General features: G+C 44.2%; 25 protein-coding genes. 23 read left to right on the top strand and 2 right to left on the bottom strand.

Going from position 1 to position 23,662, the window contains the following annotated elements; all coding sequences use genetic code 11:
- Positions 1-251 precede the first annotated feature (251 nt).
- The 7 genes from OCV65_RS07510 to thiI all read left to right on the top strand — a co-directional run bounded on the left by OCV65_RS07510 (position 252) and on the right by thiI (position 6,919).
- The gene (locus OCV65_RS07510) at positions 252-1,091 is read left to right on the top strand and encodes a deoxyribonuclease IV (RefSeq protein ID WP_262581533.1); all 840 of its coding nucleotides are present in this window, start codon (positions 252-254) and stop codon (positions 1,089-1,091) included.
- Positions 1,092-1,105: 14 nt separating this feature from the next.
- Entirely contained in the window at positions 1,106-1,795 is a 690-nt protein-coding gene (tsaA, locus tag OCV65_RS07505) for a tRNA (N6-threonylcarbamoyladenosine(37)-N6)-methyltransferase TrmO (protein ID WP_262581532.1), read from the top strand.
- A gap of 17 nt (positions 1,796-1,812) precedes the next feature.
- Positions 1,813-2,685, top strand: coding sequence for a glycoside hydrolase family 25 protein (locus OCV65_RS07500; RefSeq protein ID WP_262581531.1), 873 nt, complete (start codon positions 1,813-1,815; stop codon positions 2,683-2,685).
- A gap of 110 nt (positions 2,686-2,795) precedes the next feature.
- Positions 2,796-3,749, top strand: coding sequence for a 50S ribosomal protein L11 methyltransferase (prmA, locus tag OCV65_RS07495; protein ID WP_262581530.1), 954 nt, complete (start codon positions 2,796-2,798; stop codon positions 3,747-3,749).
- Between the two features lie 28 nt (positions 3,750-3,777).
- Entirely contained in the window at positions 3,778-4,515 is a 738-nt protein-coding gene (locus tag OCV65_RS07490) for a 16S rRNA (uracil(1498)-N(3))-methyltransferase (protein WP_262581529.1), read from the top strand.
- Between the two features lie 43 nt (positions 4,516-4,558).
- Entirely contained in the window at positions 4,559-5,716 is a 1,158-nt protein-coding gene (locus tag OCV65_RS07485) for a cysteine desulfurase family protein (RefSeq protein WP_262581528.1), read from the top strand.
- Positions 5,717-5,731: 15 nt separating this feature from the next.
- Positions 5,732-6,919: a tRNA uracil 4-sulfurtransferase ThiI gene (gene thiI, locus OCV65_RS07480; protein WP_262581527.1), complete on the top strand. Its 1,188-nt coding sequence runs from the start codon at positions 5,732-5,734 to the stop codon at positions 6,917-6,919.
- 164 nt (positions 6,920-7,083) lie between these two features.
- Here thiI and OCV65_RS07475 read toward each other — a convergent pair whose 3' ends face one another.
- Positions 7,084-7,320 (bottom strand): HPr family phosphocarrier protein, encoded by a 237-nt coding sequence (locus OCV65_RS07475; RefSeq protein ID WP_118452709.1) that lies wholly within the window; start codon positions 7,318-7,320, stop codon positions 7,084-7,086.
- Between the two features lie 123 nt (positions 7,321-7,443).
- Here OCV65_RS07475 and mtaB point away from each other — a divergent pair, with 123 nt between their 5' ends.
- Genes mtaB through OCV65_RS07435 form a run of 8 tightly spaced genes read left to right on the top strand, consistent with a single transcriptional unit; the run spans position 7,444 to position 13,862 of the window.
- The gene (mtaB, locus tag OCV65_RS07470) at positions 7,444-8,733 is read left to right on the top strand and encodes a tRNA (N(6)-L-threonylcarbamoyladenosine(37)-C(2))-methylthiotransferase MtaB (protein WP_262581526.1); all 1,290 of its coding nucleotides are present in this window, start codon (positions 7,444-7,446) and stop codon (positions 8,731-8,733) included.
- A gap of 57 nt (positions 8,734-8,790) precedes the next feature.
- Positions 8,791-9,057 (top strand): IreB family regulatory phosphoprotein, encoded by a 267-nt coding sequence (locus OCV65_RS07465; protein WP_118382314.1) that lies wholly within the window; start codon positions 8,791-8,793, stop codon positions 9,055-9,057.
- Between the two features lie 3 nt (positions 9,058-9,060).
- The gene (gene ruvX / locus OCV65_RS07460; RefSeq protein WP_118452710.1) at positions 9,061-9,480 is read left to right on the top strand and encodes a Holliday junction resolvase RuvX; all 420 of its coding nucleotides are present in this window, start codon (positions 9,061-9,063) and stop codon (positions 9,478-9,480) included.
- A gap of 38 nt (positions 9,481-9,518) precedes the next feature.
- Positions 9,519-9,779: a DUF1292 domain-containing protein gene (locus OCV65_RS07455; RefSeq protein WP_118382316.1), complete on the top strand. Its 261-nt coding sequence runs from the start codon at positions 9,519-9,521 to the stop codon at positions 9,777-9,779.
- Positions 9,780-9,785: 6 nt separating this feature from the next.
- Positions 9,786-10,250 (top strand): Fur family transcriptional regulator, encoded by a 465-nt coding sequence (locus tag OCV65_RS07450; RefSeq protein ID WP_262581525.1) that lies wholly within the window; start codon positions 9,786-9,788, stop codon positions 10,248-10,250.
- Positions 10,251-10,271: 21 nt separating this feature from the next.
- Positions 10,272-11,939, top strand: coding sequence for a ribonuclease J (locus OCV65_RS07445; RefSeq protein ID WP_262581524.1), 1,668 nt, complete (start codon positions 10,272-10,274; stop codon positions 11,937-11,939).
- Positions 11,940-11,947: 8 nt separating this feature from the next.
- Positions 11,948-12,604: an O-methyltransferase gene (locus OCV65_RS07440; RefSeq protein WP_262581523.1), complete on the top strand. Its 657-nt coding sequence runs from the start codon at positions 11,948-11,950 to the stop codon at positions 12,602-12,604.
- Between the two features lie 31 nt (positions 12,605-12,635).
- Positions 12,636-13,862 (top strand): peptidase U32 family protein, encoded by a 1,227-nt coding sequence (locus OCV65_RS07435; RefSeq protein WP_118452712.1) that lies wholly within the window; start codon positions 12,636-12,638, stop codon positions 13,860-13,862.
- Between the two features lie 19 nt (positions 13,863-13,881).
- Here OCV65_RS07435 and sigK read toward each other — a convergent pair whose 3' ends face one another.
- Positions 13,882-14,499, bottom strand: coding sequence for an RNA polymerase sporulation sigma factor SigK (sigK, locus tag OCV65_RS07430; RefSeq protein ID WP_262581522.1), 618 nt, complete (start codon positions 14,497-14,499; stop codon positions 13,882-13,884).
- Positions 14,500-14,914: 415 nt separating this feature from the next.
- On the opposite strand from sigK, the gene OCV65_RS07425 reads away from it, so the two are divergent.
- The 8 genes from OCV65_RS07425 (at position 14,915) to OCV65_RS07390 (ending at position 23,622) form a co-directional block, all read left to right on the top strand.
- Positions 14,915-16,459 (top strand): YifB family Mg chelatase-like AAA ATPase, encoded by a 1,545-nt coding sequence (locus OCV65_RS07425; protein ID WP_317258798.1) that lies wholly within the window; start codon positions 14,915-14,917, stop codon positions 16,457-16,459.
- Positions 16,456-17,574 carry a DNA-processing protein DprA gene (gene dprA, locus OCV65_RS07420; RefSeq protein WP_262581520.1) on the top strand — a complete coding sequence of 373 codons (1,119 nt, stop codon included), beginning with the start codon at positions 16,456-16,458 and terminating at the stop codon, positions 17,572-17,574. Before OCV65_RS07425 ends, dprA begins: the two co-directional genes overlap by 4 nt.
- A gap of 40 nt (positions 17,575-17,614) precedes the next feature.
- Positions 17,615-19,690: a type I DNA topoisomerase gene (gene topA / locus OCV65_RS07415; RefSeq protein ID WP_262581519.1), complete on the top strand. Its 2,076-nt coding sequence runs from the start codon at positions 17,615-17,617 to the stop codon at positions 19,688-19,690.
- A 122-nt stretch (positions 19,691-19,812) separates the two neighbouring features.
- The gene (gene codY, locus OCV65_RS07410; protein WP_118382323.1) at positions 19,813-20,595 is read left to right on the top strand and encodes a GTP-sensing pleiotropic transcriptional regulator CodY; all 783 of its coding nucleotides are present in this window, start codon (positions 19,813-19,815) and stop codon (positions 20,593-20,595) included.
- Positions 20,596-20,656: 61 nt separating this feature from the next.
- Positions 20,657-20,962: a hypothetical protein gene (locus OCV65_RS07405; RefSeq protein WP_118382324.1), complete on the top strand. Its 306-nt coding sequence runs from the start codon at positions 20,657-20,659 to the stop codon at positions 20,960-20,962.
- 116 nt (positions 20,963-21,078) lie between these two features.
- Complete coding sequence (locus OCV65_RS07400) at positions 21,079-21,363, top strand: co-chaperone GroES (RefSeq protein WP_118382325.1); 285 nt, start codon at positions 21,079-21,081, stop codon at positions 21,361-21,363.
- Positions 21,364-21,376: 13 nt separating this feature from the next.
- A complete protein-coding gene (groL, locus tag OCV65_RS07395) occupies positions 21,377-22,999 on the top strand; it encodes a chaperonin GroEL (RefSeq protein ID WP_118382326.1) in 1,623 nt (540 codons plus the stop codon).
- Positions 23,000-23,130: 131 nt separating this feature from the next.
- The gene (locus tag OCV65_RS07390; RefSeq protein WP_118382327.1) at positions 23,131-23,622 is read left to right on the top strand and encodes a DUF6106 family protein; all 492 of its coding nucleotides are present in this window, start codon (positions 23,131-23,133) and stop codon (positions 23,620-23,622) included.
- The last annotated feature ends 40 nt before the right edge of the window (positions 23,623-23,662 follow it).

The raw sequence follows: 23,662 nt of genomic DNA, 5'->3' as shown, positions 1-23,662 counted from the left end.
CTTCGCCGTCGGGGTGATTACCCTACGCATTACCTGAGGTTCATGTCAAGGCTGGCGGACGGCTTAGAAAACCTATAACGTGGTAACGTCAATCCCACGAAAAAAATGATTGACCCATAAATAATAGAAAAATGCCAGAAATTCTTGCGAGGAATCACAAATCTGTGGTTCCTTTTTTCGTTTGTATTTCCGATGATTTTGTGGCAACCGGATATTAAAAATGTTATTGTAATAGGTAGGAGGAAAAGACAATGCTTACAATAGGAACACATATGTCGATTGCCGGAGGGATTGCGAAGACTGCTGAAAATGTGGTGAAGATGGAAGCAAATACCATGCAGATCTTTAGTCGTAATCCGAGGGGATCGAATTATAAAACATATACATCAGAAGAGATAGAAAAGTTTCAGAGTATAAGAATGGAACATCACTTTGGACCGATTCTTGCCCATGCGCCATATACTATGAATCTGGCAAGTGCAACGGAGAAAACTTATGAATTTGCCAGTATGGTAATCAGAGAGGATATTCAGCGCATGGATGAACTGGGAATTGAGAATCTGGTGTTTCATCCGGGAAGCCATACGGGGATTGGTACAGATGCCGGGATTCAGAATATTATCCGGGGGCTGGATCAGGCAGTGACTGCAGACCAGAATATTCATGTGCTTCTGGAAACTATGAGTGGAAAAGGTACAGAGATAGGTGTGACATTTGAGGAGCTGAAAGCAATCCGTGATGGAGTAAAGCATCCGGAAAAGATCGGAATCTGTCTGGATACCTGTCACGTATTTGCGGCAGGATATGATATTGTAAATGATCTGGAAGGTGTGCTGGAGAAATTTGACCAGGTGCTCGGACTGGATCTGTTGCGTGCCGTTCATCTGAATGACAGTATGATGCCGTTTGGTTCTCGTAAGGATCGCCATGCACCGATCGGAGAAGGTGAGATTGGCATGGAGACATTGTTGAGTGTCTTAAGGCATCCCAGACTTTGTGATCTGCCATTTTACCTGGAAACTCCGTTTGACGATGCCGGTCATAAGGAAGAAATTGCCATGATACGGAAACGACTGGCAGAAGAAAGATAGATCAGGAGAACGTTATGCAGAAACATTCAGAAGATTTGACATTAAAGAAGATTGCTGTGATCCGTACAGACTTTCCGGAAAAATTCGGTTTGCCAAGGCAAAGCGGTCTGGCAGAGACCAGGGGCAAGGTTGTTTTTGAACCGGAATATCGTTCAAAGGATGCACTGCGTGGACTGGAAGATTACAGTCATCTATGGCTGCTCTGGGGATTTTCAGAAGTGAAGCAGAAGACCTGGCATGCGACAGTGCGTCCACCGAGACTGGGAGGAAATACTCGTATGGGCGTATTTGCCACAAGATCTCCGTTTCGACCAAATCCAATCGGATTGTCCTGCGTTCGTCTGGTGAAAATCTGTGATACGGAAAAAGAAGGAAACGTATTACTTGTAGAGGGCGTGGATATGATGGATGGAACACCAATTTATGATGTGAAGCCGTATCTTCCGTATGTGGACTGTAAGATGGATGCTGCAGGTGGGTTTGCGGAGCAGCATAAAAATGACGGACTGCAGGTGGAGTTTGAAAAGGATCTGGAATTGTGTGTGCCGGAAGAACATAGGACAGTATTGAGGCAGATTCTTGCGCAGGATCCAAGACCGTCTTATCAGGAAGATCCGGAGCGTATCTATGGGATGGATTATGCAGGCATGCAGATCCGGTTCCGGGTAGCGGATGGATGTCTGCGTGTGTGCAGTGTGCAATAGAGAGTGTGGGAAGAATAATGAGGAAAAAGCGTGAAATTCTGATATTACTGACAATGTTGTTGACAGTTGCATTAATATGTGGCTGTAGTACAAAAGAAGAGCAGAACAACGAGCAAAAAGTAGAGGGCGTGGAGATAGAAGAAGATACAGACACTTACAGATTTGTGGATGTGCTGGGGAATGAATATGAAGCTGAGCTTCTGGATATTCCATTGATCAAGCAGGATCTGACGAGGATCGAAGATCAGGATGGCAAGAAATTTTATCTGGATGAGGATGGAGAGACAGCGTCCAGATTAGGAATTGATGTGTCAGAGTATCAGCCGGAGGTGAACTGGCAGCAAGTGAAGGACTATGGCGTGGATTTTGTGATTGTGCGCCTGGGGTATCGAGGATATGGAGAAGCCGGGAAGCTGGTGGAGGACAGTATGTTCCGAAGCCATGTGGAAGGTGCACTGACGGCAGGTCTGGATGTGGGCGTGTATTTTTTCTCGCAGGCAGTCAATCAGGCAGAAGCTGAAGAAGAGGCGCAGTTTGTGCTGGAGCGGATACGGGATTACGACATCAAAGGGCCTGTGGTATATGATACAGAAGAGATTAAGAATGACACGGCAAGAACGGATAATCTGGACGGAAAAGCATTTACCGATCACTGTATTACATTCTGCGATGCGGTGAAAGCGGCAGGTTATGAGACGATGATCTATGCCAATATGAAATGGATGGCATTTACATTGGATCTTACGAGACTTACTGACTACGAGAAATGGTATGCAGATTATGAACCATTGCCGCAGTGTCCGTATGAAATCTCCATGTGGCAGTACACAGAGACCGGACAGGTGCCCGGAATCAATGGAAATGTGGACATGAACCTCTGGTTTTTGTAGATGATTTTATGAAATGTAGCTAAATATATGCAGGGTGTATTTACACATTTGTAAAGAATATGTTACTATTAAAATAGTTTGCGTATATGTATGAAAAGGTGGAATAGCATATGAAATGGAATAAATTTAGAATTAAAACAACGACAGAAGCAGAGGATATTGTCTGCAGCAGTCTGATGGATCTCGGTGTACAGGGTGTGGAAGTAGAAGACAAGATTCCGCTTACCCAGAGAGAGAAGGAGCAGATGTTTGTGGACATCCTGCCGGAGATCGATGTGGATGACGGCGTGGCTTATATCAGCTTCTATCTGGAAGAGGATGAGGACAAGGAGAAGATGCTTCAGGCAGTCCGTGAGGAACTGAAAGAGATCGGTACCTATGTGAATGTCGGAAGTATGGAGATCGAAGAGTCTCAGACGGAAGATGTAGACTGGGTAAATAACTGGAAGCAATATTTCCATCAGTTTACTATTGATGATGTACTGATCATCCCTTCTTGGGAAGATGTACAGCCGGAGGATGAGGATAAGATGATCATTCATATAGATCCGGGTACAGCCTTTGGCACAGGTATGCATGAAACGACACAGCTCTGCATCCGTCAGATTAAAAAATACGTAACAGAAGATACAGAGATTCTGGATGTGGGATGCGGAAGTGGTATTCTTGGTATGCTGGCATTGAAGTTTGGTGCAAAGCATTCAACAGGTACAGACTTAGATCCGTGTGCAATCGATGCGACACATGAGAATATGGACGTAAATGGAATCAGCCGTGACCAGTACCGTGTTATGATCGGTAATATTATCGATGACAAAGAGGTACAGGATCAGGTTGGATATGACCGTTATGATATCGTGGCTGCTAATATCCTTGCAGATGTATTGGTTCCACTGACTCCGGTTATCCTGAATCATCTGAAGACTGGTGGAATTTACATTACAAGCGGTATTATCGAAGAGAAGGAAGAGACTGTGGTAGAAGCAGTGAAGGCAGCAGGTCTTGAAGTACTGGAAGTAAACCATCAGGGTGAATGGGTATCAGTAACCGCCAGAAAGAATTAATCATACAGGCGGAGAGCAGGAGGAAGTCATGCAGCAGTTTTTTGTGACAGCGGATCAGGTACAGGAAAATCAAATTTACATAGAAGGAACTGATGTTAACCATATGAAGAATGTGCTTCGGATGCGTCCGGGTGAGAAGCTTGGCATCAGTGATGGCAATAATCACCATTATATCTGTCAGGTAGAAAAATACGAGGATGCACAGGCAGTTCTAACAATTCTGGAGGAGGAGAGTGTAGATACGGAATTACCGTCTAAGATCTATCTTTTCCAGGGTCTGCCAAAGGGGGACAAGATGGAACTGATCGTGCAGAAAGCAGTAGAACTTGGTGTATATAAGATCGTTCCGGTAGCGATGAAGCGCTGTGTTGTACGTCTGGATGATAAGAAGGCAGCAAAAAAGGTAGAGCGCTGGGGCGAGATTGCGAGAAGTGCAGCGAAGCAGTCAGGAAGAGGTATTGTACCGAAGGTCGGAGGCGTATTGAAATACGATGAAGCACTGATGCTATCCAAAGAGCTGGATGTGGTCATGATTCCTTATGAACTGGCAGAAGGCATGGAACAGACGAAACAGATCATGCAGTCCGTGAGACCGGGACAGTCAGTAGGCATTTTTATCGGACCGGAAGGCGGTTTTGAAAAAGAGGAAGTCGAGCAGGCAAAAGAGGCAGGTGCAAGTGAGATTACACTTGGCAAACGCATCCTTCGGACAGAGACTGCAGGGCTTACCGCATTATCGATCCTGATGTACCATTTAGAAAAGTAATCATATTTTATATAGTAGAAGATTATATGGAAAGGAACAGATCATGAAAGTATATCTGGATAATTCGGGTACTACCAGAGCGTATGATGAAGTTGGCGATCTTGTACGCAAAGTGTTGTGTGAAGATTTCGGTAATCCATCTTCCATGCATTACCGTGGAGTGGAATCGGAACAATATATAAAAGAAGCAAAAGATACGTTAGCGAAGATTCTGAAAGTACAGCAAAAAGAGATTTTCTTTACTTCAGGAGGAACAGAGAGTGATAACTGGGCGCTGATCGGGGCTGCAAGAGCTAACAAACGAGCAGGAAAGCATCTGATCGCGTCGTCTATAGAACACCCGGCGATTCTTAATACACTGCGTTTTCTGGAAGAGGAGGAAGGGTATCGTGTGACTTATCTTCCGGTGGATGCTTACGGAAGAGTGAAGCTGGATGCATTGCAGGAGGCATTGTGTCCGGAGACCATCCTGGTATCTATTATGTATGTGAATAACGAAGTTGGATCTGTACAGCCGATCCAGGAAGCAGCAAGTATTGTAAAGGCTTATAATAAAGATATTCTGTTCCATGTGGATGCAGTACAGGGATTTGGAAAATACCGCATTTATCCGAAAAAGTTAAAAGTCGATATGCTTTCGGTCAGTGGTCATAAGATTCATGGTCCGAAAGGTGTGGGCTTTTTGTACATTGATGAGCATGTGAAGATTCGTCCGATCATATACGGCGGAGGACAGCAGAAGAATATGCGCTCCGGTACAGACAATGTACCGGGAATTGCAGGCATGGCGCTGGCGGCATCCATGTGCTACGATCATCTGGAAGAAAAGGTGGAGCATATGCGTCAGATGAAGTCGCATTTTGTAGAAGAAGTACTGAAGATGCCTGATACAGTTGTTCATGGCCTCTATGATGAGACCAGTGCACCACACATTATCAGTGTAGGATTTGCAGGCGTAAGAAGTGAAGTGCTTCTGCATGCACTGGAAGACAAAGGTATCTGTGTATCCGCGGGTTCTGCGTGTGCATCAAACCATCCTGCTATCAGCGGAGTGCTGAAAGGAATTGGTGCGAAGAAAGAATATCTGGATGCGACGATCCGCTTCAGTATGTCAGAGATGACAACGGAAGAAGAGATGGACTATACACTTCAGGCACTGCAGGAACTGGTGCCGATGCTTAGAAGATATACGAGACATTAAGAGAAAGGAAATACTATGACATTTCAGACATTTTTATTAAAATACGGAGAAATTGGAATTAAAGGTAAGAACCGTCATCTTTTTGAGGATGCGTTGGTGCGTCAGGTGCGTTACGCACTCAAGGATCTGGACGGAGAATTTGAAGTACACAAGTCACAGGCAAGAATTTATGTAGATTGCGAAGGCGCATACGACAGTGATGAAGTAATCGAACGTCTGCAGACAGTATTCGGACTGGTAGGTATCTGTCCGGTTGTGCGCAAGGCAGATCAGGGATTTGAACAGCTGAAAAAAGATGTGGTTGCATTCATGGATGAGATGTATCCGGACAAGAATATCACATTTAAGGTAGAAGCGAGAAGAAGCAGAAAGAGTTATCCATTGAACTCTATGGAGATTAACTGCAAAGCAGGAGAAGCGGTGCTGGATGCATTTCCGGAGATCCGTGTGGATGTACACAAGCCAGATGTACTGCTTCACATTGAAGTGCGCAATGAGATTTATATTTATTCGCAGATCATTCCGGGACCGGGTGGAATGCCGGTTGGAACCAACGGAAAAGCAATGCTGCTGTTATCTGGTGGAATCGACAGCCCGGTAGCAGGATATATGATCTCAAAACGAGGCGTAGGACTGGAAGCAACTTATTTCCATGCACCGCCGTACACCAGTGAACGTGCTAAACAGAAGGTTGTAGACCTGGCAGCAATCGTGGCAAGATATGCCGGACCGATCAAACTGAATGTGGTTAACTTTACGGATATTCAGTTATATATTTACGATCAGTGTCCACATGATGAGCTGACCATTATCATGCGTCGTTATATGATGAAGATCGCACAGCATTTTGCAGAAGAAAGCGGATGTCTGGGACTGATCACAGGTGAGAGTATCGGTCAGGTAGCAAGCCAGACCATGCAGAGTCTTGCGGCTACCAATGAAGTATGTACGATGCCGGTATATCGTCCGCTGATCGGATTTGATAAACAGGAGATCGTAGAAGTGTCTGAGAAGATCGGAACTTATGGGACATCGATCCAGCCGTTCGAGGACTGCTGTACTATCTTTGTGGCGAAACATCCGGTAACCAAACCGAATATCAATATTATCAAGAAGTCAGAGGAGAAGCTTGCTGAGAAGATCGATGAGCTTGTTCAGACGGCAATTGATACTGTAGAAGTAATAGAAGTGCGTCGTTCTTAGACGGCGCACTTCTTAAAAATGCCATGCCTGCGGATTGTTCCGTGCTATGCACTCCCACAATCCTCCCAATTATTCGCATATCGTGGGATTAGCATCCCACTTTTAGGCTCATATTGGGACCCTGGCATCTAATTATAATATTATTATAACAACATGATAATGGATTAGATGAGATAATCTTTCAGAGTGTCGAGGATCTTGTCCACGTTCTCATCTGTGTGGATGTTCAGTGTGATCGGCTTGGTTAAGTCCAAACTGAAGATACCCATGATAGATTTAGCGTCAACGACATATCTTCCGGAAACCAGATCGAATTCATTATCAAACTTGGTGACTTCATTGACAAATGATTTCACCTTTGCAAGAGTATCTGTATCGAAAGAAATCTGTACAGTTTTCATTCTTGTTACCTCCTTTTGTATGTGGAAATGTCGAGAAAATGTCATAGATGTTTTATCTGTGACATCTGACATTCTATAAACATATTAAAAGGCGTCAGTAGAAAAGTCAAGGAGAAACTAATTATGAGAAAAGCAGCACTTCATAACCTTGGATGCAAGGTGAATGCTTATGAAACCGAGGCAATGCAGGAGATGCTGGAGCAGAACGGTTATGAGATCGTGCCTTTTGCAGAGGGCGCAGATGTGTATGTGATCAATACCTGTACGGTTACCAACATGGCTGACCGCAAATCCAGACAGATGCTCCACAGAGCCAGAAAAATGAATCCGAATGCAGTAGTCGTAGCTGCGGGTTGTTATGTGCAGGCGCAGGGCGCGAAAGCGGATGACTGTATTGATATCATCATCGGTAATAATAAAAAGAAAGATCTCATCGCAATCCTGGATGAGCATTTTGCTAAAATAGAAGAAAAAGAACCACAGGTAGAGTTGATTGACATTGCACATACTCATGAATATGAGGAAATGCGTGTGTCCAGACAGGCAGAACATACCAGAGCCAATGTAAAGGTACAGGACGGATGCAACCAGTTCTGTTCTTACTGCATTATCCCGTATGCCAGAGGACGGGTGCGCAGCCGTAAGATGGAGGACGTGCTTGCGGAGGTACACACACTGGCGTCCAATGGATATCAGGAGATCGTATTGACCGGAATTCATCTCAGTTCTTACGGTATTGATACCGGGGAAAATCTGCTGGAACTGCTCCGTGCCGTACATCAGGTGGAAGGAATCCTGCGTATTCGTCTGGGTTCGTTGGAGCCGCGTATTATTACCAGAGAATTCGCAGAGGGGATAGCGGCACTTCCGAAGATGTGTCCGCATTTCCATCTGTCTTTGCAGAGTGGATGTAATACAACTTTGAAGCGGATGAACCGCAGATATACAGCAGAAGAATACTATGAAAAATGCGAACTGTTGAGAGAGGTTTTTGATCATCCTGCGCTTACAACTGATGTGATCGTAGGATTCCCGGGTGAGACGGAAGAAGAGTTCCGGGAGTCAAAGGCATTTCTGGAGAAAGTGAACTTCTATGAGACACACATTTTCAAATATTCCAGACGTCAGGGCACTAAGGCAGCCGAGATGAAAGATCAGGTACCGGAGCCTGTGAAGACTGAGCGCAGCAATCAGCTGATCGCTCTTGGCAAGGTAAATAAAAAGGCATTTGAAGACCGCTTGATCGGACAGACAGTAGAAGTCCTTATGGAAGAGGAGATTCAGCGCGACAGTGAGACGTGGCAGATCGGACATACGAGAGAGTATGTGAAAGTTGGACGAAAAACGGAAGAAAATCTTACAAATCAGTTAATAAATGTAGAAATCGAAAATCGTTCGCAAATAATTGATTGAATTTTATAATGGATTCATGTAGAATAAAGTTGAAGTATTTCGAGAGGACGTGAGTATATGAAAGATTTAACCAACACACAGTTTTTTCAGGTAGAAAGCGGTCCGCAGATTCAGGCAAAAGATATTCTTGAGATCGTGTATGAAGCACTGAGCGAGAAAGGCTATAATCCTGTGAATCAGATCGTAGGATATATTATGTCAGGAGATCCTACTTATATCACAAGTTATAATGGAGCCAGAAGCCTGATTATGAAGATGGAGCGGGACGAGTTAGTAGAAGAGATGCTGAAGACGTATATCAAGCATTTCGGATGGGAAGAATAGTATATGAGAATTATGGGGCTTGATTACGGATCGAAGACGGTTGGTGTCGCTATGAGCGATCCGCTTGGAATCACGGCACAGGCGGTCGAGACGATCTGGAGGAAGGATGAGAATAAGCTGCGCAAAACCTGTGCGCGGATTGAAGAACTGATCAGTGAGTATGAGGTGGAGCGGATTGTTCTCGGACTTCCGAAGCACATGAATAATGATCTGGGAGAGAGAGCACAGAAGGCTCTCGCGTTCGGAGAGATGGTGAAGCGCCGTACAGGGCTGGAAGTCGTGATGTGGGACGAGCGTCTCACGACAGTAGAAGCAGAGCGTACTTTGATCGAGAATAATGTAAGACGTGAGAACCGTAAGCAGTATATTGATAAGATTGCCGCGGTTTTTATTTTGCAGGGATACCTGGATTCGATTGGATAATTTTCAATAAGATAATTAGAACAGAGGTGAAGTGTCGGATGGAAAAGATTACGATGTTATCAGATGAGAATGGTGAAGAACTGGAATTTTATGTACTGGAACAGACAAAGGTTAATGGAGTGACATACATTCTGGTGACAGATTCTGAATATGGGGATGCGGAATGTACGATATTAAAGGATACATCCGATGCAGAGGATAAGGACTGCGTGTTTGAATTTGTAGAAGACGACGTGGAAATGAACGCTGTATTTAAGATATTCGAGGAGTTGTTGGAGGACGTAGACATCGAAAGGTAGCGTGCTATGGCGATAAGTCAGGAAGAGTTTAAGAAACTACTGAAAGAAAAAGGGTTAAAAGTGACCAATCAGAGGTTGCTTGTATTAGAAGTACTTGCGGATCATCGTGACACTCATATGACTGCAGAGGACATTTATGACCTGGTAAAGGAAGACTATCCGGAGATCGGTCTTGCAACGATCTACCGGACATTACAGTTGCTGCTGAATATGCAGTTAGTGGATCGTATTAATTTGGATGACGGATGTATCAGATATGAGATTGGTGACCAGCTGAACGGGGAATTAAAGCATCACCATCATCATCTGATATGTAAGACATGTGGAAAGGTTCTTCCGTTTCGACATGACCTTTTGGACGATTTGGAGCGTCAGATCGAGGAAGAGACGGGATTTCATGTGTTAGATCATGAATTAAAATTTTACGGCCAGTGTAAAGAATGTCTGAAGAAAGATCAGGATCAGATGTAATAACACATGGAGGTGTAAAGTTTGAAGAAAGGGAAAAACGGAAAATTGCGAATCATTCCGCTCGGAGGTCTTGAGAAGATCGGAATGAACATCACTGCCTTCGAATTCGGAGACAGTATTGTTGTTGTGGATTGCGGACTGGCATTCCCGGAGGACGATATGCTGGGAATTGATCTGGTAATCCCGGATATTACTTATCTGAAAGACAACATTAAGAAAGTTAAGGGCTTTGTGATCACCCATGGACACGAAGACCACATTGGCGCATTGTCGTATGTATTGAAAGAAATTAACCTGCCAATCTATGCGACAAAGCTTACTATGGGTATTATCGAAAAGAAACTGGCTGAGCATAATCTGCTCCGCTCTACCCGCAGAAAGGTAGTAAAGCACGGACAGTCTATTATGTTGGGACAGTTTCGTATTGAATTTATTAAGACAAACCACAGTATTCAGGATGCATCAGCACTTGCAATCTACTCACCGGCAGGTATTGTCATTCATACAGGAGACTTTAAGGTAGATTACACACCGGTATTTGGTGATGCGATCGATCTGCAGCGTTTTGCTGAGATCGGTAAGAAAGGCGTACTGGCACTTATGTCAGACAGTACCAATGCAGAGCGAAAGGGCTTCACGCAGTCTGAGCGTACCGTGGGATATACCTTTGATCATTTATTTGCGGAGTATAAGGATACCCGTATTATTATCGCGACATTTGCATCCAACGTAGACCGTGTGCAGCAGATCATCAACTCTGCTTACAAATACGGACGTAAGGTTGTAGTCGAAGGACGAAGCATGGTTAATATCATTGCTACGGCACAGGAACTTGGCTATCTCAAGGTTCCGGATAGAACTTTGATCGAGATCGATCAGCTTAAGAATTATCCGCCGGAGAAGACGGTATTGATTACAACCGGAAGCCAGGGTGAGTCTATGGCCGCGCTGTCCAGAATGGCGGCGGATATTCACCGCAAGATTACCATTATGCCGAATGATACAGTTATCTTCAGTTCCAATCCGATACCGGGTAATGAGAAATCAGTTTCCCGTGTCATCAACGAGCTGTCAGAAAAAGGTGCGAATGTCATTTTCCAGGATGCACATGTATCCGGACATGCCTGTCAGGAAGAACTGAAGCTGATCTATTCTCTGGTAAAACCGAAATATGCAGTACCGATCCATGGTGAATACCGTCATAGAAAGGCGAATGCCAAACTGGCTGAATCGCTTGGCATTCCGAAGGAGAATATCTTTATGCTGCAGTCCGGTGATGTGCTGGAAGTAAGCGAAGAAGAGGCTAAGGTTGTAGATAAGGTACACACAGGCGAGGTTCTGGTAGACGGACTTGGAGTCGGTGATGTTGGTAATATCGTATTGCGTGATCGTCAGCATCTGGCAGAAGATGGTATCCTGATTGTTGTGATGACGCTGGAAAAGGGTACCAATCAGTTGCTTGCAGGACCGGATATTGTATCCAGAGGTTTCGTATATGTTAGAGAATCAGAAGGTCTGATGGAAGACGCCAGACATGTACTGGAAGAAGCAGTTGGCAATTATCTGGGACGTCAGAAGAATGCAGACTGGAGCAAGATCAAGCTTGTTGTCCGTGATACGATGAATGAATTTATCTGGAAGCGTACCAAGAGAAGACCGATGATCCTTCCGATCATTATGGATGTATAGAGTATAAAATGATAGTAGATGAAAGAATGGTGACTTATATCCATTCGCTGGAGACGCCGGAGAATCCTCTGCTGGAGGAGATTGAGAAAAAGGCACTGGATACCTATGTGCCGATCATCCGGAAAGAAACGAAGAGCTTTTTGAAGACACTGATTACCATGAACCGTCCGATGAATATATTGGAAGTCGGCACGGCAGTTGGTTTCTCGGCACTTGTAATGAGTGAATATGCTCCGGTGGGATGTAAGATTACTACAATTGAGAATTATGATAAACGAATCCCGATTGCCCGCGAGAATTTTAAGAGGGCAGGGAAAGAATCGGACATTACCTTGTTAGAGGGGGATGCGCTGGAAGTTATGAAGGGGCTTGCGGGCCCCTATGACTTTGTATTTATGGATGCGGCAAAGGGACAGTATATCCATTATCTCCCAGAGGTCACAAGACTTCTTGCAGAGGGCGGCGTGCTAGTCTCTGATAATGTGCTCCAGGATGGAGATGTGATCGAGTCCAGATATGCGGTTGAACGCAGAAACCGGACGATCCACAGCCGCATGCGTGAATATTTATTTGAGCTGAAACACAGTGATATCTATGAGACATCTATCCTTCCGTTGGGAGACGGAATCGCACTCAGTGTGAAGCGCAGAACATCCGAGAAGTAACAGATACAGATAGTACAGTGAGGAAAGAAAAATGAGCAGACATCCGGAATTATTGATTCCAGCCAGCAGTCTGGAAGTATTAAAAACAGCAGTTATATTTGGTGCTGATGCGGTATATATCGGCGGAGAAGTCTTTGGACTGCGTGCTAAGGCGAAGAATTTCAGCCATGACGATATGAAAGAAGGAATTGCATTTGCACACGAGCATGGCGTGCGTGTCCATGTAACGGTCAATATTCTGGCGCATAACCGGGATCTTGAGGGTGTGCGGGAATATCTGAAAGAACTGAAAGAGTTAGGACCGGATGCATTGATCATTGCAGATCCGGCAATCTTTGAGATGGCAAAGGAGATCTGTCCGGAGATCGAGCGCCATGTCAGCACACAGGCGAATAATACGAACTATGGAACTTATCAGTTCTGGTGGAAACAGGGCGCAAAGCGTGTGGTATCTGCCAGAGAACTGTCATTGGCAGAGATCAAAGAGATCCGTGCCAATATCCCGGAAGAAATGGAGATTGAAAGCTTTATTCATGGAGCGATGTGTATTTCCTATTCCGGAAGATGTCTGCTGAGTAATTATTTTACCGGAAGGGACGCCAACCAGGGAGCCTGTACCCATCCGTGCCGCTGGAAATATGCGGTCGTAGAGGAGACAAGACCTGGCGAATATATGCCTGTCTATGAAAATGAGCGCGGCACCTACATTTTCAATTCTAAGGATCTGTGTATGATCGAGCACATACCGGAATTGATCGATGCAGGAATCGACAGTTTTAAGATTGAAGGCCGTATGAAGACAGCTCTTTATGTGGCGACTGTTGCGAGAACTTATCGCAAAGCGATTGATGATTATCTGGAAGATCCGGAACTTTACCGCAAGAATATGCCATGGTATCTGGATCAGATCAGTAATTGTACGTACAGACAGTTCACAACCGGATTCTACTTTGGCAGACCGGATGATGAAGCACAAATTTACGACAGCAATACCTATGTAAGAGAGTATACGTATCTGGGTATCATCGGTGGAGAGCGTGACGGCATGTACCGCATCGAACAGCGCAACAAGTTCTCGGTAGGAGAGACAATCGAGCTGATGAAGCCAAACGGAGATAACATCGAAGTGACGGTGAAGAAGATCGTAGACGAGGATGGCAATGAGCAGGAGAGTGCACCACATCCAAAGCAGGTGCTGTATATTGATCTGGGAGGTCATGCTGACCAGTATGATATCCTGAGAAGAAAAGAAGACTAACGCAGATAACGCTGCGGTCCTAGAAATAGGGCCGCAGCTTTTCTATTGCGCTTTTTTCGATGCGGGAGACGTAGGAACGAGAGATGCCAAGCTCTGCAGCAATTTCCCGCTGTGTATATTCAGCCTCGTTATAGAGTCCATATCGCATTTTCAGTACTGTCCGTTCTCTGGGAGAAAGCTGAGATTCCAGCTTGGAATAAAGAAGTTTGATATCGTCCTTGAGGACGGCTTTTTTGTAAGCATCATCGGTATGAGAATCGATAATATCAAAGATACGGATTTCGTTACCTTCCCGGTCGATGCCGATTGGCTCATACAGGGAAATGTCACGAAAGTATTTCTTCTTGCTTCTAAGGTGCATCAGAATTTCATTTTCGATACACCTTGCAGCGTAGGTTCCAAGCCTGACATTTTTGCCGGAATTGAAGGTAACCACAGATTTGATCAGACCGATTGTACCGATGGATAGAAGATCTTCGGTGTCTTCGCCAAGCGTCTGATACTTTTTGACGATATGCGCAACCAGCCGGAGATTATGCTCGATCAGGATGTGCTTGGCTTCAAGGTCTCCTTCTGTATATTTTTGCAGATAATACTGTTCTTCGGCAGCTGTTAGGGGAGGAGGAAAAGATTTCACAGTGAGCACCTGACCGCATTTTTACTTACAGTTTATGTGGAAATGGGAGGATTTGTGCTTTTCCATAAAAAGATAAGTGGTGTAGAATATTTTGCTAAGGGAAAGCTGTTATTAGGAGCGTGTATACATGTATCTATTGCGTGAAAGATGATTATGTATGTGAAATTGGAATATCTGAGTATAATTCTTTAGAGAATGTATTAACGGCATTTGAAGCATTTTAGAAAAATACGAGATAAAATAAATCGCTCTGTGGTGATCTGACCAGGTTGCCGTGGGGCGATTTGTTATGCAAATCTACTGAAATTTTGTTTTTTCTAAAAATCATATTGACGAGTTAACGTAAGAATAGTATAAATGTAACTACGAATACTGATTATGACAACTCGAAAAACGGTAAAATATAGAAGGAGAGATGCGATTGAGTTTCAGTAGAGTATTATCGGCGGCAATGTGTGGCATGGAAGTCATACCGGTGCAGGTAGAGGCTGACGTGAGTAACGGACTGCCGTTGTTTCATATGGTCGGTTATCTGGGAGCGGAAGTGCGAGAAGCAGAGGAGCGTGTACGTACAGCAATCCAGAATGCCTGTGCTGCTTTGCCACCCAAACGAATGGTGATTAATCTGTCGCCGGGCAATGTGAGAAAGCGTGGGACATCGTATGATCTGCCGATCGCACTGGCGGTGTTAGCTGCGGCAGGTTTATTACAGCAGGAATGTCTGGAACAAGTGATGGCAGTGGGCGAACTGGGCTTAGACGGCAGTGTGCAGGGGATTCCTGGGGTGCTTGCAATTGCTGCAAAGGCGAAGGAACAGCAGGTGAGATGTCTGGTTGTTCCGTCTGCCAATGAACGGGAAGCAAGGCTTGTGGAAGGAGTGTGCGTCTGTGGTATTAAATCTCTGGGCGAGATATTTCGACAATTGCTTCAAGGTGAAACCATTGGATGTATCAAAAAGACAGATACACTATTCGAGAGAGAAGTGGTTGCAGGACAGGGAGATTTTGCGGACATTTCCGGACAGTCTGGCATGAAGCGCGCTGCAGAGATCGCAGTGGCCGGCAGACATAATCTGTTGATGGTGGGACCACCGGGCAGTGGCAAGTCTATGATAGCCAAAAGAATTCCTACGATATTTCCGGCGCTTACCAGAGAAGAGAGCCTTAGGATTACCAAAGTATATAGTGTGGCAGGGATGATTAAGTCAGAGCAGCCATTGGTCATGGAACGTCCGTTTCGTGAGGTGAATCAGACAGTGACAAAGGCGGCATTGTTAGGGGGAGGAGCCTGGCCCAAACCCGGTGAACTTACACTCGCCAGTGGAGGTGTGCTGTTTTTGGATGAGCTGGCGGAATTTAAGCGATCTGTACTTGAGGTGTTGCGTCAGCCATTGGAGGAACGGGAAGTGCGGATTGTCAGAAATCATGGCGTGATCATTTATCCGGCAGATGTGATGCTGGTGGCAGCCATGAATCCGTGTCCCTGCGGATATTTTTCTGACCTGAATAAGTGCACATGTACGATATCCCAGATTCGACAGTATCAGGGGAAAATCAGCTATCCGTTCCTTGGTAGGATGGATATCTGTGCAGAGGTACAGGGTGTGGCTTATGAAGATCTGGAGAGGGAAGAACTGGCAGAAAGCTCGGCAGCTATTCGACGAAGGATTGAAAAAGCAAGAAAACGTCAGATGGATCGAGCGAAGAACGGAGAGTTTGTGTATAATGCAGAGCTTTCCGGGGAACGTCTGTTAAGAGATTGTGAGCTTGGAAGAGAAGAAAAGAGAATGATGAGACAGGCTTATGACAGATTTTCATTAAATGCGAGAACCTATCATAAAGTATTAAAGGTGGCACGTACAATTGCAGATTTGGAAGGAGAAGAACGCATAGGGATAGCGCATTTGCAGGAGGCACTTGTTTACCGAAGTATGGATAAGAAGTATTGGGGAAGAGTATGAGAGATACGGAAGAATATAAGTATGAATGGTGGCTTGCTGGAATGCGCCCATTAACGGATGATAAGAAGCGTGCGCTGGTGGAACACTGGGGCAGTGCCAGAGAAGTGTATAATGGGATATATTATATAGAAGAAAGACAGAAAAAGCAGCTTCATTTTTTGAAAGCAGAGGAGATTGACCGTTTGCAGAACTGGGCAAGAACGCAGGATGTAGAGGAACTTTATGAACAGGGTCAGAGACTTGGAGTACGCCTTGTTACCTGGTTTGACGAAGCGTATCCGAAGAGACTCAAAAATCTGATCAAGATGCCTTATGGAATCTACGTAAAGGGAAAGCTACCGGCGGAAGACAGACCGACAGCAGCCATCGTGGGTGCCAGGAGATGTACGCCTTATGGGGAAGAATTGTCGATCATCCATGCAGAGAATCTGGCGCTTGCCGGAGTGCAGGTGATCAGCGGTATGGCAAGAGGGGTAGACAGTATCTCGCAACGTGCAGCCATTGAGGCAGGGGGAGAGTCTTATGGCGTGCTTGGATGCGGCGTGGACGTATGCTATCCGAAAGAGAATAAAGGACTTTACATAGATCTGCAGAAGCATGGGGGCATTCTGTCAGAGCTTCCACCGGGGACAGCACCGCTGCGGGAATATTTTCCAGCCAGAAATCGCATGATCAGCGGGCTTGCGGACATGATATTGGTAATGGAGGCAAAAGAAAAGAGCGGATCTCTTATCACGGCAGCATTTGCATTGGATCAGGGAAAGACGATTTATGCACTTCCGGGACCGGTTACCAGTGAGCTCAGTAAAGGGTGTAACAGGATCATCAGTGACGGTGCAGTTCCGCTTCTGAGCCCGAAATACCTGCTGGAACAGGAAGACCTTAAATTGTTAAAAAATCATACAAATTCACCTTCTGATCGGGTGAAAAATGAAAAAGTGCTTGAAAGTCCAGAAAAATTGTTGTATGCTACCGTTGGTTTGTTTCCAAAGAGCCTGGATACATTGCAGGCGGAAAGCGGGATGAAACGAACAGATATGGTTCATGCCCTTGTGTCTTTGGAAATGAAAGGATATATCAGAGAGATATCCAGAAATCATTTTGTAAAAGCATAAAAGCGTTCTGAACGCATGAAATTAAAGGAGTATAGATAATATGGCGCATTATTTGGTAATTGTGGAGTCGCCTACAAAGGTTAAAACAATTAAAAAATTCCTTGGAAGCAATTATACAGTTATGGCATCAAACGGACATGTAAGAGACCTGCCAAAGAGTCAGCTTGGTATTGATGTGGAGCATGACTATGAGCCGAAGTATATTACAATCCGTGGTAAGGGGGAGATATTGGCAGAGCTTCGTAAAGAAGTAAAGAAAGCAGATAAAGTATATCTCGCAACTGACCCGGACCGCGAGGGAGAAGCTATTTCATGGCATCTAATGCATGCGCTGAAATTAGAGAATAAAAAGACATATCGTATTACATTTAATGAGATTACGAAAAATGCGGTTAAGTCTTCTATTAAGAATGCACGTGAGATTGATATGAATCTGGTAGATGCACAGCAGGCACGCCGTGCTCTTGACCGTGTGGTAGGTTACCGCATCAGTCCGCTTCTGTGGGCAAAAGTGAAAAGGGGCTTGAGTGCGGGACGTGTGCAGTCAGTTGCACTTCGTATCATTGCCGATCGTGAGGAAGAGATTAACGCATTTATCCCGGAAGAGTACTGGAGTCTTGATGCCTGTCTTAAGGTGAAAGGCGAGCGTAAGCCGCTTACAGCCAAGTTCTATGGCACTGCTGATGAGAAGATGACCATTCATTCGGAACAAGAAGTGAATCAGATCCTTGCGGAGCTTGAACATGAAGATTATTATGTGGAAAATGTTAAAAAGGGAGAACGTCTGAAGAAAGCACCGGTTCCGTTTACCACAAGTACGATGCAGCAGGAAGCTTCGAATGCGTTGAACTTTGCCACTCAGAAGACCATGCGCATTGCGCAGCAGCTATACGAAGGTATTACGATCAAAGGCAGTGGAACCGTAGGTCTGATCACATATCTTCGTACGGATTCTACCCGTATTTCAGAAGAGGCAGATGCACTTGCAAAGTCTTATATTGCTGAGAATTACGGAGAAGAATATGTTGGAAGCGGCAGCACAACAGCAAAAGATGATAAGAAGATTCAGGATGCGCATGAGGCTATCCGACCAACAGATATTACCAGAACACCTGCTATGGTAAAAGAGTCATTGTCAAGAGACCAGTTCCGACTTTATCAGCTGATCTGGAAACGATTTGTGGCAAGCCGCATGAAGGCAGCAAAATATGAAACTACTTCGGTTAAGATTGGCGCAGGGAAATATCGGTTTACGGTAGCTGCATCTCGGATTGTATTTGAAGGATTCCGTTCGGTATATGTAGAGTCCGGAGAAGAAAAACCTGAAAATAATGTACTACTCAAGTCATTGGATAAGGATTCAGAGCTGTCTTGTGACCATTTTGATAAGAAGCAGCATTTCACGCAGCCGCCGGCACATTATACAGAGGCATCCCTGGTACGCAAGCTGGAAGAACTCGGTATCGGACGCCCAAGTACCTATGCGCCAACCATTTCTACCATTATTGCCAGAAGATATGTGGCAAAAGAAGGTAAGAATCTGTATATGACAGAGATCGGTGAAGTGGTCAATAATATTATGAAAGAGTCCTTCCCGGCAATTGTGGATGTGAATTTCACAGCCAATATGGAAGGTCTGTTGGACTGCGTGGCTGAAGGAAAAGTGGAATGGAAATCTGTTATCGAGAATTTCTATCCAGATCTGGAAGCAGCCGTTAAGAAGGCTGAAAAGGAACTGGAAAGCGTCAAGATAGAGGATGAAGTTACGGATGTAATCTGTGAAGAATGTGGTCGTAATATGGTAGTCAAATATGGGCCACACGGTAAATTTCTGGCGTGTCCTGGGTTCCCGGATTGCCGCAATACGAAACCTTATCTGGAAAAGGTGGGTGTTGCATGTCCGAAATGTGGTAAGGAGATTGTATACCGCAAGACAAAAAAAGGCAGACGATATTACGGATGCGAAGGTTATCCGGAATGCGATTTTATGTCATGGCAGAAACCATCTGAGAAAAAATGTCCGAAGTGTGGAGGGTACATGCTGGAAAAAGGCAATAAGCTTGTCTGTGCGGATGAACAGTGCGGCTATGTAGAACAAAAAAGTAGTGATAACTAGTAATTTTCAGTAGACTTTAGTTTAATTCCGAAAATTCAGAAAAATATACAAATTACAACTCTTTATAGTTGAAATTGATACAATTGTGTGCTACTATATCCAATATAAGGAAGGTGATATGAATGGGCGTGCAATTGCTAGATAAAACTAGAAAGATTAACAAATTACTGCACAATAATAACTCCAGTAAAGTGGTCTTTAATGATATCTGCCGCGTATTGACAGATATTCTGGATTCCAATGCACTGGTAATCAGTAAAAAGGGCAAAGTGCTTGGTATCGGATGTTGCAAGGGTGTTGGTATCATCACGGAGCTTCTTCGCGGAGAAGTGGGAGCGTTTATTGACGAGATGCTGAATGAGAGACTTCTAGGCATCCTGTCTACCAAAGAGAATGTCAATCTGGAGACTCTTGGATTTTCTGAAGAAGTGGCGAAGAGTTATCAGGCATTGATCACACCAATCGAAATTGCCGGTGAGAGACTTGGAACCCTGTTTATATACAAACAGGAATCAGAGTATGAGATTGATGACATTATTCTCAGTGAGTATGGTACTACAGTTGTAGGTTTGGAGATGCTCCGTTCTGTAAACGAGGAGAGTGCAGAGGAAAGCAGAAAGGAACAGATTGTACAGTCTGCGATCAGTACACTGTCTTTCTCGGAACTGGAAGCTATTATTCATATTTTTGAAGAATTGGATGGAACCGAAGGTATTCTGGTAGCAAGTAAGATTGCTGACAGAGTGGGGATTACCAGATCAGTTATCGTTAATGCACTTCGTAAGTTTGAAAGTGCGGGCGTGATCGAGTCTCGTTCATCAGGCATGAAAGGTACTTACATCAAAGTTGTGAATGATCATGTATTTTCAGAACTGGAACGTATAAAAGCTGAAAAAGAAAAATAAGTATAAGGGTATCGGGCAACTGATACCTTTTACTGTTTCTGGAAAAGGAGGCGGCAGAGAGATGTGTGAAGGATGCTCAGCAGAGCTCCAGATGAAGCAGATGATCCTCGAAGACGGAGTGATGGAAGATCGGATACATTACTGTAAAGTATTATTCGGTAATGAAGATCAGGAGACGTTAAAGATGCTTCTCCGAGGCGAAGAGGTAGATGTGATTTCTCTGGATGCAGTATATAACTGCAAGCTAACCGATGGTGAGAATGTAGAAGAATGCGATGGCATGGTCCTGGAACGCTATCTGGGGGATGAAGGGAATATTCTGATATTTCAGATTGAAAATGGATTTTATAAAAATAGTCTAAACTAAATAAAGTGTGTTGACAAAATAAAGAGAGAGTGCTATTTTATATCTAGAAAGTTTTTAGCACTCTCTTTTTGTGAGTGCTAACAGATAAATGAACTTTATTGAAGGAGGAATATAAAATGAAGTTAGTACCATTAGGAGACAGAGTTGTGTTGAAGCAGCTGGTTGCAGAAGAGACTACAAAGTCAGGTATCGTATTACCGGGACAGACAAAAGAGAAACCGCAGCAGGCAGAGATTATTGCAGTAGGACCTGGTGGAGTTATAGATGGCAAAGAAGTTGAGATGCATGTAGAGCCTGGACAGAAGGTTATTTATTCTAAATATGCAGGCACAGATGTAGAAGTAGATGAAGAAACATATATTATCGTTAAACAGAGCGATATTCTTGCAATTGTAGAATAAGGAGGAATTAATCATGGCAAAGGAAATCAAATATGGACATGACGCCAGAACGGCACTGGAAGCTGGTGTGAATCAGCTGGCTGATACAGTAAGAGTAACATTAGGACCAAAAGGACGTAACGTAGTACTTGGTAAGTCTTTTGGCGCGCCGCTCATTACAAATGATGGTGTTACGATCGCAAAAGATATTGAACTGGAAGATGAATTCGAGAACATGGGTGCGCAGCTCATTCGTGAAGTCGCATCTAAGACTAATGACGTAGCAGGTGACGGTACTACTACAGCTACTGTACTTGCACAGGCAATGGTTAACGAAGGTATGAAGAACCTGGCAGCAGGTGCTAATCCGATCGTACTTCGTAAAGGTATGAAGAAAGCAACTGATGTAGCAGTAGAAGCTATCAAAGAGATGTCAAGCAAGGTTACAGATAAGCAGCAGATTGCGAGAGTTGCAGCTGTTTCTTCTTGTGATGATGAAGTAGGACAGATGGTTGCAGACGCTATGGAAAAGGTATCTAACGATGGCGTTATCACAATTGAAGAGTCTAAGACAATGCATACAGAGCTTGACCTGGTAGAAGGTATGCAGTTCGATCGTGGATATATTTCAGCTTACATGGCTAATGATATGGAGAAGATGATTGCTACACTGGATGATCCATACATTCTGATTACAGATAAGAAGATTACAAACATTCAGGATATTTTACCATTACTTGAGCAGATCGTACAGTCTGGTGCTAAACTGCTTATCATCGCAGAAGATATCGAAGGAGAGGCTCTTACAACTCTGATCGTTAACAAACTGCGTGGTACATTCAGCGTTGTAGGTGTTAAGGCTCCGGGTTATGGTGACAGAAGAAAAGAGATGCTGAAAGATATCGCTACACTGACAGGTGGTCAGGTGATTTCTGAAGAATTAGGACTTGATCTGAAAGATGCTACGATCGATCAGCTTGGTCGCGCTAAGTCTGTTAAGGTTGAAAAAGAAAGCACAGTTATTGTAGATGGTATGGGCGAGAAAGATGCAATTGAGGCTCGAGTTGCTCAGATCAGAACTCAGATTGAAGAGACTACATCTGATTTCGACAGAGAAAAATTACAGGAAAGACTTGCAAAACTTGCAGGTGGCGTAGCTGTTATCCGTGTTGGAGCTGCTACAGAAACAGAGATGAAAGAAGCTAAGCTTCGTATGGAAGATGCTCTTGCAGCTACAAAGGCAGCAGTAGAAGAAGGAATTATCGCAGGTGGCGGATCTGCTTACATTCACGCTTCTAAGAAGGTTGCTAAGCTTGCAGAGACTCTGGCAGGTGATGAGAAGACAGGAGCTAACATTATCCTGAAAGCTCTTGAAGCACCGCTGTTCCACATTTCCGCTAATGCAGGACTCGAAGGCGCAGTTATCATTAATAAAGTAAGAGAGCAGGAGCCAGGTATTGGATTCGATGCATACAAAGAAGAGTATGTAGATATGGTTAAGGAAGGAATCCTTGATCCGGCTAAGGTTACAAGAAGTGCTCTGCAGAATGCTACAAGTGTAGCATCTACACTGCTGACAACAGAATCTGTTGTAGCTAACATCAAAGAAGATACTCCGGCTATGCCGGCAGCACCTGGCGGAATGGGTATGATGTAATCACGGATGATTCTGTGTGAGGAAAACTCCCTTAGGGGAGTTTTCTTTTTATATATAACGTGGTAGAATATAACTAATTATTCAAGATTTTCTATGTGTCTTGTGATAGAGTACCTGACAGGAGGAAATAGATGGCAGACATATTTGTAGAAAAAATGGTTAAAAAGAAACGAGACGGAAAGGATTTTGCCAGGATTGCACTGTGTGTTCTGCTTGTTGTATTTTCAGCTGTGATGAGTTTGCAAAGTCCGATATTTCTGGCTTTGGTATTGCTGTTTGTGTTGCTGGGACTTCTGGTGATGAGGATCTGCGATGTGGAATATGAATATCAGTATATTAACGGATATTTTGACGTGGACAAGATTTTTCACAAAGAGCACAGAAAGAATATATTTGAGGCAAATATGGTGAATCTGGTGATACTGGCTCCGGAATCAGCAGAAGTATTGAAGAGATATTCTAATGTAAAAGTTTGTGACTTTACCAGTGGATATTCTAATGAACCAGTATATGGCATGATATTTTCCGAGGAAGGCATAATGAAGAAAGTATTGTTTGAGCCGGGAGAAGAGATGTTAGCCGGAATTGCATCACAGGTACCGGGAAAGGTAGTGAAACAATAAAATCTCAGTCAGATTGTACTTTTTTGCAAAAGTAGTTGAC

The sequence above is a fragment of the Dorea ammoniilytica genome, from assembly GCF_025567415.1.
In the GTDB taxonomy this organism is placed as follows: Bacteria; Bacillota; Clostridia; order Lachnospirales; family Lachnospiraceae; genus Claveliimonas; species Claveliimonas ammoniilytica.
Note: the sequence above shows the minus strand (reverse complement) of the source record. Positions and strands in the feature narration are given on the sequence as shown.

Bases quoted from the DNA above. Each gene is read 5' to 3' on its own strand.
- OCV65_RS07510 (WP_262581533.1), top strand. From the start codon at position 252: ATGCTTACAATAGGAACACATATGTCGATTGCCGGAGGGATTGCGAAG.
- tsaA (WP_262581532.1), top strand. From the start codon at position 1,106: ATGCAGAAACATTCAGAAGATTTGACATTAAAGAAGATTGCTGTGATC.
- OCV65_RS07500 (WP_262581531.1), top strand. From the start codon at position 1,813: ATGAGGAAAAAGCGTGAAATTCTGATATTACTGACAATGTTGTTGACA.
- prmA (WP_262581530.1), top strand. From the start codon at position 2,796: ATGAAATGGAATAAATTTAGAATTAAAACAACGACAGAAGCAGAGGAT.
- OCV65_RS07490 (WP_262581529.1), top strand. From the start codon at position 3,778: ATGCAGCAGTTTTTTGTGACAGCGGATCAGGTACAGGAAAATCAAATT.
- OCV65_RS07485 (WP_262581528.1), top strand. From the start codon at position 4,559: ATGAAAGTATATCTGGATAATTCGGGTACTACCAGAGCGTATGATGAA.
- thiI (WP_262581527.1), top strand. From the start codon at position 5,732: ATGACATTTCAGACATTTTTATTAAAATACGGAGAAATTGGAATTAAA.
- OCV65_RS07475 (WP_118452709.1), bottom strand. From the start codon at position 7,320: ATGAAAACTGTACAGATTTCTTTCGATACAGATACTCTTGCAAAGGTG.
- mtaB (WP_262581526.1), top strand. From the start codon at position 7,444: ATGAGAAAAGCAGCACTTCATAACCTTGGATGCAAGGTGAATGCTTAT.
- OCV65_RS07465 (WP_118382314.1), top strand. From the start codon at position 8,791: ATGAAAGATTTAACCAACACACAGTTTTTTCAGGTAGAAAGCGGTCCG.
- ruvX (WP_118452710.1), top strand. From the start codon at position 9,061: ATGAGAATTATGGGGCTTGATTACGGATCGAAGACGGTTGGTGTCGCT.
- OCV65_RS07455 (WP_118382316.1), top strand. From the start codon at position 9,519: ATGGAAAAGATTACGATGTTATCAGATGAGAATGGTGAAGAACTGGAA.
- OCV65_RS07450 (WP_262581525.1), top strand. From the start codon at position 9,786: ATGGCGATAAGTCAGGAAGAGTTTAAGAAACTACTGAAAGAAAAAGGG.
- OCV65_RS07440 (WP_262581523.1), top strand. From the start codon at position 11,948: ATGATAGTAGATGAAAGAATGGTGACTTATATCCATTCGCTGGAGACG.
- OCV65_RS07435 (WP_118452712.1), top strand. From the start codon at position 12,636: ATGAGCAGACATCCGGAATTATTGATTCCAGCCAGCAGTCTGGAAGTA.
- OCV65_RS07425 (WP_317258798.1), top strand. From the start codon at position 14,915: ATGCGATTGAGTTTCAGTAGAGTATTATCGGCGGCAATGTGTGGCATG.
- dprA (WP_262581520.1), top strand. From the start codon at position 16,456: ATGAGAGATACGGAAGAATATAAGTATGAATGGTGGCTTGCTGGAATG.
- topA (WP_262581519.1), top strand. From the start codon at position 17,615: ATGGCGCATTATTTGGTAATTGTGGAGTCGCCTACAAAGGTTAAAACA.
- codY (WP_118382323.1), top strand. From the start codon at position 19,813: ATGGGCGTGCAATTGCTAGATAAAACTAGAAAGATTAACAAATTACTG.
- OCV65_RS07405 (WP_118382324.1), top strand. From the start codon at position 20,657: ATGTGTGAAGGATGCTCAGCAGAGCTCCAGATGAAGCAGATGATCCTC.
- OCV65_RS07400 (WP_118382325.1), top strand. From the start codon at position 21,079: ATGAAGTTAGTACCATTAGGAGACAGAGTTGTGTTGAAGCAGCTGGTT.
- groL (WP_118382326.1), top strand. From the start codon at position 21,377: ATGGCAAAGGAAATCAAATATGGACATGACGCCAGAACGGCACTGGAA.
- OCV65_RS07390 (WP_118382327.1), top strand. From the start codon at position 23,131: ATGGCAGACATATTTGTAGAAAAAATGGTTAAAAAGAAACGAGACGGA.